The 13,727-nt window shown below is 63.8% G+C and carries 7 protein-coding genes; 5 read left to right on the top strand and 2 right to left on the bottom strand.

Annotated features, from left to right (window positions below):
• Positions 1-118: 118 nt before the first annotated feature.
• On the bottom strand, positions 119-1,939 hold the full coding sequence (locus AB4079_RS08500) for a DUF262 domain-containing protein (protein WP_441786848.1): 1,821 nt from the start codon (positions 1,937-1,939) through the stop codon (positions 119-121).
• 229 nt (positions 1,940-2,168) lie between these two features.
• Between AB4079_RS08500 and AB4079_RS08495 the strand changes: the two genes are divergently transcribed.
• Complete coding sequence (locus tag AB4079_RS08495) at positions 2,169-8,597, top strand: DUF3320 domain-containing protein (RefSeq protein ID WP_441786847.1); 6,429 nt, start codon at positions 2,169-2,171, stop codon at positions 8,595-8,597.
• Positions 8,598-8,615: 18 nt separating this feature from the next.
• Here AB4079_RS08495 and AB4079_RS08490 read toward each other — a convergent pair whose 3' ends face one another.
• Positions 8,616-9,017 (bottom strand): hypothetical protein, encoded by a 402-nt coding sequence (locus AB4079_RS08490; RefSeq protein WP_441786846.1) that lies wholly within the window; start codon positions 9,015-9,017, stop codon positions 8,616-8,618.
• 157 nt (positions 9,018-9,174) lie between these two features.
• On the opposite strand from AB4079_RS08490, the gene AB4079_RS08485 reads away from it, so the two are divergent.
• The 4 genes from AB4079_RS08485 to AB4079_RS08470 all read left to right on the top strand — a co-directional run bounded on the left by AB4079_RS08485 (position 9,175) and on the right by AB4079_RS08470 (position 13,726).
• On the top strand, positions 9,175-9,903 hold the full coding sequence (locus AB4079_RS08485) for a TY-Chap2 family putative peptide chaperone (protein WP_441786845.1): 729 nt from the start codon (positions 9,175-9,177) through the stop codon (positions 9,901-9,903).
• A gap of 102 nt (positions 9,904-10,005) precedes the next feature.
• The gene (locus AB4079_RS08480) at positions 10,006-11,115 is read left to right on the top strand and encodes a GTPase (protein WP_441786844.1); all 1,110 of its coding nucleotides are present in this window, start codon (positions 10,006-10,008) and stop codon (positions 11,113-11,115) included.
• Complete coding sequence (locus tag AB4079_RS08475) at positions 11,112-12,563, top strand: type I restriction-modification system subunit M (protein WP_441786843.1); 1,452 nt, start codon at positions 11,112-11,114, stop codon at positions 12,561-12,563. The genes AB4079_RS08480 and AB4079_RS08475 overlap by 4 nt, the downstream gene beginning before the upstream one ends.
• On the top strand, positions 12,560-13,726 hold the full coding sequence (locus AB4079_RS08470) for a restriction endonuclease subunit S (protein WP_441786842.1): 1,167 nt from the start codon (positions 12,560-12,562) through the stop codon (positions 13,724-13,726). The genes AB4079_RS08475 and AB4079_RS08470 overlap by 4 nt, the downstream gene beginning before the upstream one ends.
• Position 13,727: the final 1 nt, after the last annotated feature.

The following is a 13,727-nucleotide window of genomic DNA, read 5'->3' as shown; positions in this document are numbered from 1 at the left end:
GCCCGAGACTTCAACGAGGAGGCAGACCTCCGAACTGCCGCCAACGCACTCGCGAATGCGGCAGAACTGGTGAACCTAACGGAACCTGAAGGTCCCGATATGGGGTCTGACTCGGATCTCATTCCGCGCGGTCGAGCTGAAGATCACCGGCTTCCTGGCTGATCTGGGGAGCCGTAGCCGTGTTGCCACCCGCTCCCGTCCCCCCAAGTACCGACGAAATACGCCGTGCGAGCGCAACCCGTCGCGCTTCGTAAAAGGGGTCAAAGTCCGTTAGCGCGCTTGGGAGCGAAACGATGACGTTCCGATCTTGGTAGGCGCGCAAGGCGTCCTCTGTTGGGTATGCCGCTTCAGCCCAAACAGCTGGCAGAACGTCAGACTTAGCGACGTTCTCCAGACCCTCGAGGAGCTGGAGGTTAGCTAGGCGATCGCGCTTGTCCTGTAGCTCGCCGATAGCTGCCGAATCGAGCCCCGCCTCCTTCAACTTTGACGTTGAGAGGAGGGATTGCGGGAAAATGTGGTCGACGTGGTGCAGGTTGCGCGTATTGACATGCGGAAACAGCGTCGCAAGGACCGCGAAAGTACGAGCCGAGCCATACGAGAGATCAAGGATTTCCTCGACTTGCGCGTCGCTGATAACAAGCGACTTACCGCGCAGGGTCATCCGCTTCTCGATCTCCGCAGCCGGAAAGCCCGATTTGCCATAGTCGAGAATCACCTGTCGGAGATCACGGAGCAACGTGTCGAGCCCCGAACCCCAAACCCCTGGCATGATCAACGACCGAAGGGTCCACGAGCGCAACAGTTCCCGGTCTTTGGCCTCCCTGACAGACTCGCGATAGTTCTGGGTCAACCCGCGCCTATGGACGTAGTACGCGATCGGGATCAGCACGCTGCTTGCGGATAGCGTCGCCGCCGACAGGCCGAAGTCGCTCAGCAAGCCCGCCGCAAGTTGGAGCGAACTGCTGATGACATCCCAGTTCCGGTCCAAGGTGGCCATGTTGGCGGCCGTGAAGTTTCTGACCTTGAAGGCAATGTCGGGAACGCCCGCCAGAACAAGACCCGACTTGAGAACGACATCTTGCGAGAACCGGAAGCCTTGCCCGGTGGAGTTGAGGTTGTCCACGAGACCGTGAATTGCTTCACGCGCGTCGCGCTCTTTCCACTGCGCAGTCGCGATCGAGAGGAGCAGGTCACTGTACGACAAGACTGTTCCGGCCGAGTTCACGCGGATGAAGATGTCCAGAACACGCTCGACGTCTTGGTCTGTCTCCTCGTAGAAGTGAAGACCCTGGTTCGTGTGTACGGCCTCCCAGAGCCGACCAAGGATTTCAGTGGCTTGTTCGTCGTTTGCGAGGTCGAGTTTCGCCGCGGCAGCCCACAGCTGCACCATCTTCTCTGCCTCGAATACCTGGCGGACCGGGAACCAGAATTTGCCTTCTTCCTTCCCGGCGCTGGCTTGCTCGTCGGTGAGAAACCGGAAGTCGTAGCGCAAGCCGGCCTCGTTGCTATCGGCCTCCGACAACACGTTGAGATGAAGCGTGCGACGCGGATAGTTCTCACTCAGGTTTGCCCAGGCACGCGGCTTCTTCCATGCATACGACCCACGCAACCCGACGTTCAGCGAGGTGAGTCGCTGCTGGCCGTCGAGTACGGCGATGACCGGACGGCTTGGGTCGACATCAAGAGCGGGATTGTGGCGGTGACTCAGTTCGTTGTAGTCCTTCAAGAATCCGTAGAACCGGAACTTCTGGACTGTACCTGGGTCGACTTTCCACGAGAGAAAGCCCCCAATGGGGTAGCCGCGCATGATCGAGTCGAAGAGCGCAACGACCTGCTCTGGTTTCCACACGTATTCACGCTGGATGGCAGGAAGGATGAGCTCTCCCCGCTGGATGCGGCGAAGGCTTTCGGCGATTGTGGTCGGCGGTTGATACCCCATGATGCCGACCCTAACGGCGAGTTCACCGCCGGAGCACCAAGCAGCGCAGGGGCGCGTCCCATGTTCCAAATGCAGCGGTCAACGAAGCAGACGCCGACCGACCCACCCAGTCGGCACAGAACAAGCGACTCTTGCGCTCCAGTTCACCGAACGCCGGCGACGATAAGCTCGCCGCCGAGAAGCGCAATATCCCTGCCGGATGTGATTGGCTTCCGAAGTGAGGAGTGCGATGCCGGAGTTTGACGCGCGAGGCCACATCGAGGAGGCCCTGAGCGCCTTGGCGGACGGCTTGGAGCCCGTGGTGGCCGTGCGGTTACAGGAGCTCGAGCCCACCATCGCGGACTGGACGGACATCGTCGCGCACAAAGATCGGCAGGCCGGTCGAACGTACGAGCGGTACAACCGCCGAGACCTTTCGCTGATCCTCCGTGTCTTCACCGAGCCATTCGGATCTCTCGGTTACCCGTTCGCGGGCCGGCTCGACCGCCAGGCGCAAAACTGGGCGAGCGAACTGCGCACCGTCCGCAACAAATGGGCGCATCGCGAAGACTTCACCGTCGCTGAGACGTATCGGGCGCTCGACTCGGCCGAAATGCTCTTGCGGGCTCTTGCCGCCGATCCCCTCGCCGACCGCATCCATAGCCTCAAGCTGCCCATACTCGCGGAGATGGCAGCCGACTCCGGCACTCTCGTTCCCTCTGCCGCGCTCTCCGTGACGGCGGCCGGTTCGGGTCCGGGCGATACCGCCGAAAAAAACCCGACCGCAGCGCCCTCCTTCGGGGAGGCGGACCGCTCCGAATCTGGCACAGCGTCGATTACGGTCAGCGTTCTTCCCGACTTGAGTTATGCCCACGCGCGCAACGCGATACCAGTCGTGGATGAAGTACTGATCGACTACCAGGGCACGGAGCTGCGTGGCGCATCGGTCGAAGTCGCTGCGATCTGCGACATCGGACCGCTCGGCGACCCGCGGGTCATCATCGTCGACCTTGACGGGGTCACCCCCACCTCGCTTCGCAACGCCGACCTCCTGCTCGACCCCGCACGCATGCTGGCGATCGAGCACCCGACGCAGGGCATAGTGCAAGTGACTCTCCGTGACGCAGACGGTACGGTGATCGCCTCCTGCGACACCGACGTGACCGTCCTCGCCGCAAGCGAATGGCGTTCCAACCCTCTGCAGCTCAGCCTCGAACTACTCGCCTCCTTCGTGCAACCGAACTCCGCAGCCATTGCACCACTGCTGGTCGAGGCGTCGGAGCGGCTGCAGGGCACGACGGGAAACCCGGCGCTCGATGGCTACCAGCAGGGCAGCCGCGAGCGGGTGGATGCCATCGTCGAGGCAATCTACGAAAGCATGAGGGCGCGCGACATCCGCTACACGGAGCCTCCGGCCAGCTGGGGCCTCGAGGGCCAGAAAGTTCGCACGCCCGCTGAAGTGCTTGACGGGCGACTGGGCACCTGCCTCGACACCGCGTTGACCCTGGCGGCCGCTCTCGAGGAGGCGGGGATCAACTCGACGCTGTGGCTCCTCAAGAGCCACATCTTCCTCGGGTATTGGCGAGAGGATGCGAGCCTTGATGGGCCAGCCGAGTTGGATGCGGCCGAGGCGGTCAACTACGTCGGCATGGGTCAGATCGAAGTCGTCGAAACCACTTTCCTCACCGGGGGCGGCGACTCGAAGCCCTTTTCGCACGCGCGCCGTCACCACCACCTCTCAACGCTCGCGGCCGATGTCTCGGGCGTCGTAGGAATCACCGACATCATGCAAGCGCGCTTGGCGCGCATCTACCCCCTCCCGAGTCGTACGGTCACCGACTCGGGTGAAGTGAAGATCGTCGAGTATGCCGTGGCGCCGACCCCGGAAGCACTTCACTACGCACCGTCTGACACGGCCGTCGCCGGGGGCGTAACTCGCAATCTGCCGCCTCGTGTCGCGCTATGGAAGAACGCTCTGCTGGACTTGAGCCTGAGGAACCGGCTCATCAACTACGGCGACAAATCCGGTTACCCGATCGCCGTCCCGCAGCCGTCCCTGGCAGCGTTCGAAGACATGGTCAACAACGGAACGACAATCACCCTCGTGCCGAACGATCGCATCCCGACCATCGAAAGCACCCGGGGTGTCCGGTCGGGCCAAGACCTACCCGAGGCCGTGCGCGCCGGAATGCTTTCCGAACGCAAACAGGTCTTCGTCGGAGTCACGGAGGCCACCTACACAGCCCGGCTGCGGGCACTGGCCTTCAAGGCCCGGACGATCACGGAGGAGACGGGCGCCAACAACCTCTATCTGGCGTTCGGGATGCTCCGGTGGACCTTCAACGACCGCGAATTGCGCTCTCCGCTCGTCCTGGTCCCGGTGTCGTTGGAGGCTGCGGGCGGCGGCAAGACGTTCCGCTTCAGCATCGACGAAGCGGGAGAATCGACACCCAACTACTGCCTCTTGGAGAAGTTACGGCTCAGCTTCGGGCTCGACATTCCGGGCCTCGCCAACCCTGCACGGGATGAATCCGGAATTGATCTCGACGCAGCGTTCACAGCGACGCGTCGCGCGCTCGCCTCGGCACATCTCCCCTTCACGGTCGAGGACACCGTCGACCTCTCGATCCTGCAATTCGCGAAATACCGCCTCTGGAAGGATCTCGACGAGAACTGGGAAGAACTGGCGAGCAACTCTCTGGTCAACCACCTGATCCACACGCCGTCCGCCGAGTTCGTCGACCCGTTCCCTGCACCCACCGACATCGACCTGGACGCGCTCAACAATGCGGTGCCTGTGCCGGCCGACTCATCTCAACTGGAGGCGGTAGCCGAGGCAGACGGCCGGCGGACATTCGTTCTCGAAGGGCCACCCGGTACAGGCAAATCCCAGACCATCACCAACCTGCTGGCACACGCCGTCGCGGAAGGTAAGCGTGTGCTGTTCGTGGCGGAGAAGCGCGCCGCTCTCGACGTCGTAAAGGATCGTCTGGCCTCGGTGGGATTGGGGCCATTCGCCCTCGACCTGCATGACAAGGGTGCGCGACCAACCGCTGTCCGTGCACAGATCCGCACCGCGATCGACGCGGCCGCACGTCCGGATGCCGCCGCGCTCAAAGCTGACACCGAGACCGCGGCAGTCAGCCGCGGGTCGCTCAAGCGGTACGCACAGCGGCTGCACGAGCCGAACGCCGCTGGACTATCGCTCTATTCAGCTCGGGTACAGCTGCTCGCTTCCGCCGAGGACGTCGAAGCGCTCGCCATCCCGCAGAGTCTCGTTACTACGGGGACGGAAGACGACTTCCATTACCTGCGCAACCTGCTCCGGAGTCTGCCGGAGACCGCTGACCTCGCCCACCCCACTCCGACGCATCCGTGGGGTTTCGTGGCCGTCCCAGCGGGCGCCGAGCTCGACACCCGTGCGATCCACTCGGCCGCCCGCGAATTCGACTCCGCCCTCACCGATGTGGTCAGTCGTGCGGCCGATCCGAATCCTCTCGCCCTGATGTCCTCACCGGCTCGGCTCGATCAGTGGGCGACGATCGCGACAGCGCCACGGCATTCCCTGGACGCGGTCGACGCGGTCCACGCGCGCGCCCTGTCCGGTGAGGTGCCGGCCCTGCAGGAGCGACTGAACGCCAGCAACGTGGATCGTCCGTGGTTCGCGACGCTGGGGCCCGAGGTTCTGGACGGCGACGTCCAAGCCGTGCATCGCTCCGCGATCCAAGCCGATGCGTCGGGGTTCTTTGGTCGTCGGAAGCGGCAGCGTGCCGCGCTTGCCTCATTCGGGCCGGCCTTGCGTGTCGAACCCCGTTCCTTCCCTGTCCGGGAGGTGACGCCTCTGGCCGCCGAGGTGGTGCGAGCATCCGAGGAGATCGCTGCTCTCCGGTCAGAGCTTCGCAGCCTCCCGCTCGATCTCGCGCCCGCCGACTGGAACCCGTATCTCCGTGATGGCGTGGAGCCGGTCAAGCGCCGCCTGGCCTGGGGGGTGTGGTTGGGTTCGTCGCTGTCGTCGACCGACAACGACCCGACCCTGCGGTCGGCCCTCCGCACCTACTACGCGACGAGCATGCCGGACGCCGAGCTTGCTGGCGCGCTCACCCGACTCGCGAGTGCGTGGCGTGCGCTCGCGTCGTCAAGCGGAGTGGCCGAACCGAGTGGGGATGGCGCGGACTCCATGAAGGGGTGGGCCTCGGGCGACGGGTTCCTGTCGGCTTGGAGGTCGACCTCCGGTGGCCGCAACCTTGGGACGCCGGAGCCTGTCACGCTCGATCGGTGGGTCTCCTTCCGTCGGCATCTCGAACCGCTCACCCGGTTCGACATGACGGCCGCTCACGAGGCGCTCCTGACCGGGGCGACCCCGGCAGACCTGGCTTCAATCGCCTTCGACAAGGGCATCGCGCAGGTATCGATCCAGGAGCGCGCCGATTCACAGGCCATGTCGGCCTTCGACGTCTCAGCGCACAACCGCACAATCGAGCGGTTCACGTCGAGCGCCGCCGCCATCCGTAACGAACTGCCCCGATGGATCCCGGCTGAGATCATCGCCAAGCGGCGCGTCGACCCCTCCTACGCGGGAGGCATGATGGGCGAGCTCAAGCGACAACTCGCCAGGCAGCGGGGCGGAATGAGCGTCCGCGCGCTGTTCGAGAACTATGGCGAGCTCATCACCCAGATTGCGCCCTGCGTCCTGATGGGCCCCGAATCGGTGGCTCGCTTCCTCCCCGCCAAGGCAAAGCTCTTCGACATCGTCGTGTTCGACGAGGCGTCGCAGATTCGTGTCGCGGACGCGGTGGGGGCGATGGGTCGTGCCGCCTCTGTCATCGTCGTGGGAGACAGCAAGCAGATGCCGCCGACGAGTTTCGCCGAGGTCATCAACGATGTCGAATCGGACGCATCGCCCGCCGCCACCGCCGTGGCCGATGAGGAGTCGATTCTCACGGAGTGTGTGCAGGCGCGCGTTCCGCGTAAGTGGCTCTCCTGGCATTACCGCAGTCAGGACGAGGCGCTGATCTCCTTCAGCAATCACGCCTACTACGACAGCCGGCTCTCATCGTTCCCGGCCCCCTGGCAGGCCAACGAAACGGGGATCGGGCACGATCATGGCGTCTCCCTCGTGAGGGTTGCTGGTCACTACAACCGGTCGGGCCGCGGCCGAGATCTCCGGACCAACGCCGTGGAGGCGGAAGCGATTGTCAGGGAAGTCGTCCAGCGATTCCAACTCTCCCCGGTGGCTACGCCGTCGCTGGGCATCATCACCTTCAACGCGCAGCAGCGCACGCTGATCGAGACGCTGCTGCGCGAAGTGCCTGACGACAGGATCGCCCGCGCCCTCGATGTGCGCGACGGCCTGTTCGTGAAGAACCTTGAGAACGTGCAGGGCGACGAACGTGACACCATCCTGTTCTCCGTGGCCTTCAGCGCGAACGAACGTGGCACGATCCCACTCAACTTCGGGCCGCTGTCGCGTGCCGGTGGTGAGCGAAGGCTCAATGTCGCCATCACCCGCGCTCGACGGCAAGTGATCCTGTTCGTCAGCTTCGACCCTTCGGAGTTGCGTGCCGAGGAGACGTCCTCAATCGGCATCAAGCACCTGAAGGGCTATCTCGAACTCGCCGCTTCAGGAGCGGAATCCGTCACGGACAGCGCGCAACGTGAGCGGCTCATCGATCGACACAGGGACGAGATCGCTGACGAACTGCGGTTCCGCGGATATGCGGTGCAGACCGACATCGGCCTCTCGGACTTCCGGGTGGACATCTCCATCGCGGATGCGGACGAGCCCGGCCGGCCTCTCGTCGCGGTCTTGCTCGACGGCGAGAGCTGGCGCGCGCGTCGCACGGTGGCGGACCGGGACGGGCTGCCTGTCGACGTGCTGAAAGGCCTGATGAAGTGGCCGGACGTCCAGCGGGTGTGGCTGCCCGAATGGCTTCAGCAACGCGAGCAAACACTGGATCGGCTCGCAGGAGCCGTCGAGGATGTACGCGAACGTCTAGACCAGCACACGGCCGAACTTCCGGAGACGCCCCTAGCGGCCGCGCCGACGACCCCCTCCCTGCCACATCCGTCCGAAGTTCCCACCATGCTCCGCTCTGCCCCACCGTCGTCGGAACTCCGGCATCCCCACGTTCGCATGTACAGCGAGTGGCAGCCGAAACGGTCGGGCACGATCGACACCCTTGATCGCCTGCCCAGCAGCGCCGCCGCCGAAAAGGTACGCGGCGTACTGCGTGAAATCGTCCAGAAGGAGGGCCCCATCCACAAAATGAGACTGGCCCGACTGGCTGCGGAATCATTTGGCCTCCATCGTGTCGCCGCAGCGCGGGCGGACGCCATTCTTCGCTGCCTCCCTCACGAATTCCAGCGCACCACGGACACGTCCTGCGCGTGGCCGACCGACGTGGACCCTGCAACCTGGCGGGACGTCCGGCGGAGCCAACCCGGGGACGTGCGGAACGTCGATCACGTGCCGCTCGAGGAAATCGCGAACGCGATGGCCGTGGTCGCCGAACTCGGTGGCGGTATGAGCGAGGATGAGCTGAAGCGACAGGCGCTTGCCGTGTTTGGAGCCAAGCGACTCACGGAAGGCGTCGCATCGCGTCTGGCTGCGGGCCTCCAGCGAGGGCTCGACACCGGCAGGATCGAACGCGACGATCGAGGGCTGATTCGAGCGGTGTGATCCCGGAGCGGCTGCCGGTTAGAGATCATCCCCAACCTCCTCGTCGTCCTCCTCGTCCTCGCCTGGGTCACCGAGCATGTCGCTCTCGCGTACCAGCTGCGCGGCCTGGAGCACCGAGGCGAACTCATCCGCGGCGATCGCATCAGCCGGGCGCTGACCCACGAACACGTTGATCGTCATGAGCCAGTCGGTGACAAAGTCGTCGGGATGGCGAGACGCAAGCATGCGGTAGATCTGATAGGCGATTCGTACCCGAGCAGTCTGCTGAGCATCCGGCCCCTGGTCCCCTGGTTCGGGCCAGGTGTAGGACCCGAGGGGCCCGTCGGCACCAGAAAGCCTTGACAGGATGCGAGCGCCAATACTGTCCAAGAGCACCTGGGCGTACCAGATGACCTCCTTGTCCTTCCCGCGCGGCATCACCGTGCTATTGTTACATCACGTGAGCCCCTAGTCACGCTCTCCGATCGCTTTGGCCCTTCGCTTCCCGATTGAGCGGATTGCCTCGAGACGCGCTCCAGTCCCGACGCAACGGCGATGCGACCGCTTCCGACTCGCCCGGCACTGGGATGCTCAGACCATGAATGGTCTCCCCGAAGTCGCCAGTCGATACAAGCTCGCCTCGTACTGGTGGTTGGCGAGTGAGTTGGTTCGCCGCAATCCCAAGCTGGAGTTGCGGGAAACGTATCCGATGGACGGGTTCTACGACTGCCTGTCGTTGTTTGGGGATGGCTCTCGCGGCCCGGTGCACATCGACTTCAACCGCCTAGGAAGCGTCCACGTGCACCCGGACCACATCCACTTCATGGAGATCAGTGAGCTGGTGTCTCGGGAGAATCCGCATGACGCGATCAAGCGGATCGAGGGAGTTGCTGGGCTAACGCCTGCGATCAAGGCTCCGACGAGTAGCGCTCGGGTGGTCACTCTGCGGGTGATGGCGGCGCTCATGAATTTCCTTGTCAACGATCGGGCGCGCTGGGACCTCCGGATGTTGGCTCCGGACGCCTCCGGCTACGCCATTCCGGTTCTCGAGTCGCTTTTCGCAGACGACGAGCAGTCACCGCTGCCTGTCGTGTTTCCCAATCCAGCCGATTTCCGCGCCTTCCTGATGGGCTCTCGGTTCGCAGAGCCATTCGTTCCGGGTCGGTTCTGGGCCCTCAAACGCGATGACGACGTCGTTGCGGTGTTCGACACTCAAGGGTTGGTGCACACCGAGCACGCTCGCATAACCTTGAAACCCTTGTATGCGCGCACGGGTCGCAACATCACTCAGACCATGGCGACGGCGCTCGCAGACATCCTTCCCTAGCTCGTCGTCGAGCCGACCGAACGTCGGACTCGCGATTCAAGCCTTCCCCAATTCCGGGGGTCCTGTCGATCGATCGCCGTTCGCCCCGGCATGATTGCTGTTATGCGAGAAGACGATGACTTCGAGGCCGCACTGACCGAGGAAGCGGAAGCGACGACCGACCGCGCGAACGTCGCGCTCTATGGCGCAACCGGCGCGGGAAAATCCACGTTGCTGAACGCAATCTTCGGCGAGCACGTCGCAGAAACCGGTGTGGGCGAGCCTGTGACCGACCAGACCGAACTCTTCGTCAACGCCGCCGGATCGCTCGCCATCTACGACGGTGCCGGCTTGGAGATCGGGGACAAATCTCCGATCCGCGACATCGCGAGGCGTCTGGGACGCAACCGGAAGGGAGAGATGGCGAAGCTCATCCATGTCGCCTGGTACTGCGTCAACAGCAAGACCGACCGCCTCGAGCCCGGACAGCAGCAGGTCATCCAGAAGATCGCGTCCCAAGGGATCCCCGTCGTCCTCGCGCTCACCAAGGTGAACGTCCGCGACGGCGAGGTGGATCCGGCCGCCGTCCGCCTGGCTGACGCAATCGAGAAGATGGGCCTCCCGATAGTGACCGGCCGCCCTGTGATGACGGCTGCCGTCGACGACGAGTTCAACGGCACCGCCCGCTTTGGCCTCGAGAACCTGCTGGACGTCACGTACAGCGTCGTCCCCGAAGCGCAGCGCATCGCGCTCGCTTCCGCCCAGAAGATCGACCTATCCATCAAGGCTCGATACGCGCGTTCTTGGATCGCCGGTGCCATCGCATTCGCAGGTGGTGTTGGGATGACGCCGATCCCGCTGGCCGACGCGGCTTTGCTCGTTCCGGCTCAGGCCGCTCTGATGGCGAAGATTGCCGGCATCTACGACATCCCGAAGGAGAAGGCAGCCAAGCTGCTAGCCGCCACCCCGGTTGCGGCGGCAGCGGGCGGAAAGCTCGCGGCCGCGAGCCTCATCAAGCTCGTCCCGGGTGTCGGTCTGATGGTCTCGGCCGGCGTCGCCGCCGGCATCACCGGGGTTCTCGGCGAAAGCTGGAGGCTGACCACGGAGAAGGTCTTCAAGGGCCACATTGACCTGGACAACGTCGACAGCCTCGTGAACCTCGCTAAGTCGTTCGCCGAGAACGTCAAGAGCGGGACGGGTGCGCCGTCGCCACTGGTGGAGAATGAAGCGTGATCACGGGCGAACTGAAGAGCAGGGTAAACCGCGTCTGGGACGCCTTCTGGGCAGGCGGCATCAGCAATCCGCTAGAAGTGATCGAGCAGATCACCTATCTGCTGTTCATCCGGCGCCTCGATGACCTGCAAACCCTCGCCGACAAGAAGGCGCGCGTCACCGGAACCCTGGAGCGGACCATCTTCGGACCGGACCAGCAGGACCTGCGGTGGAGCAACTTCAAGAACATGGGCGCTGACCGGATGTTCGAAATCATAGGCGGCGAGGTGTTCCCATTCCTGCGCCGGTTGGGCGGCGACGGCTCTACCTACTCGGAGCACATGAGGGACGCCCGGTTCACCATCCCCACGCCCGCGCTGCTGAGCCGCGTCGTGGACATGGTCGCAGAGATCCCGATGGATGACCGCGACACCAACGGCGACCTCTACGAGTACCTGCTGTCGAAGATCGCCTCTGCCGGCACCAACGGGCAGTTCCGCACCCCGCGCCACATCATCCAGCTCATGGTCGACCTGATGGCTCCGCAACCCGGCGACGAGATTGTCGATCCGGCGTGCGGGACGGCAGGGTTTCTTGTCGCGGCAAGCGAATACGTGCGCCAACATCACGCCGAGGCGTTGCTGGACGCAACGCAGCGTAAGCACTTCCACGAGTCAATGTTCCACGGCTACGACTTCGACCAGACCATGCTCCGCATCGGGTCGATGAACATGCTGATGCACGGGGTGGAGGCGCCCGACATCCGGTATCAGGATTCGCTCTCCGGAGGGGCCGATGTGGCGAAGTTCAGTCTGATCCTCGCGAACCCGCCCTTCGCTGGAAGTGTGGATGCTGAGGGCATCGCGAAAGATCTGACCCGGACCGCGAACACCAAGAAGACCGAGCTGCTATTTCTCGCACTGTTCTTGAAGGTTCTGCAGCCTGGTGGTCGTGCGGCTGTCATCGTCCCGGATGGTGTGTTGTTCGGTTCCACGAAGGCGCACAAGGCCCTGCGGCAGGCGCTAGTCGAGGACCAGAAGCTCGACGCGATCATCAAGCTGCCGAGCGGTGTGTTCCGCCCCTATGCGGGAGTGTCAACGGCGATCCTCTGCTTCACCAAAACTGACTCCGGCGGCACCGACGATGTGTGGTTCTACGACGTGCACGCGGACGGCTTCTCCCTTGACGACAGGCGCAGCCCCGTCGACGTGAGCGATCTGCCCGACGTGCGAGCCCGCTGGTCCGAGCGCGTCAGAAACGAGCGAGACCGTGCTCGCACCGATCAGTCGTTCACAGTACCGAAGGCGGACATCGTTGCGCACGACTACGACCTGTCGATCAACCGCTACAAGGAGCTAGTGCACGACGAGACTGAGCACCGCGATCCCGCGGACATCCTGGCCGACATCGAGGCATTGAACGCCGAGATCGATGCGGGGATCGCGGAGCTGAAGGACTTGCTGGCGTGAGAGTGCTTCCGCTCGGAGAGGTTGCACGCGTCGTGTCTGGAGGCACGCCCAAGACCAGCGTCGCTGAGTATTGGGATGGCGATATTCCGTGGGCGACCCCGACAGACCTGAGCCGTTTGAATGGTCCTCAGATCGCCGACACCGCGAGGACGATAACCGCGGCAGGCCTCGCCGGTTCAGGTGCGACAGTCTTACCCGTCGGATCAGTGTTGCTGAGTTCGCGCGCACCGATCGGCTACGTCGCCATGAACGCGATCCCGATGGCGACGAACCAGGGCTTCAAGAGTCTGGTTCCGGGGCCGGAGCTCGACGCAGGGTACTTGTATCACTGGCTCCGATGGAAGACCAATGACCTGAAGGCCCTGGGCAATGGCGCGACTTTCGCAGAAATCTCGAAGCGCACTGTGGAGCGGATTCTTGTTCCGCTTCCGCCGATGAGAGAGCAGCGCCGCATTGCCGCGATTCTCCACGCTGCCGAGGCGATCCGCTCTAAGCGCAAGGCGACCGTCGCCCACCTCGACACCCTCGTCCAGGCACACTTTGCCGCAACGTTCGGTCCTCCGCCCGCGTGGTCAGGTCGCTGGCCGATGGGTACTATCGGTGACCGCGCTCTTTCAGCGGACTACGGCACCTCGACGAAAGCTGGCGCGGTCGGAGATTGGCCGGTCTTGCGCATGGGCAACATCACCGATGACGGACGTCTCGACCTAACCGATCTGAAGTACCTTGACCTGTCCGACAGGGAGGAGGCTAAGTACTCCGTCCGCCGAGGAGACCTGCTGTTCAATCGCACCAATAGCGTCGAGAAGGTCGGCAAATCGGCAGTTGTGAAGACAGACGAACGTCTCGCCTACGCGGGGTATTTGGTGCGCGTTCGCTTTGACAACGCTGGTTTTGCCGATTTCGTTTCGGCATACCTGAATGGAACTTTCGGAAGGGCGGTTCGCCGGAGCCTCGCCAAAGCCGCGGTGAATCAGGCAAATATCAACGCGAAAGAGTTGAGAGGTATCCGAATCGCCTTGCCCGATGGGGCGGCCCTCGAGCGGTTCAGCCGCGGGCTCGATGCGATCGATGCCCAGCGCACCGCCGTCCAGCGCGCCTTGGCCGCGGATGAACAGCTGTCCGCTTCTCTGCAATCACGGGCGTTCTCTGGGAAGCTCTGAC

The organism is Leifsonia sp. 2MCAF36 (assembly GCF_052115525.1).
Classification (GTDB): domain Bacteria; phylum Actinomycetota; class Actinomycetes; order Actinomycetales; family Microbacteriaceae; genus Leifsonia.
This window is presented reverse-complemented; position numbering and strand designations above follow the sequence as displayed.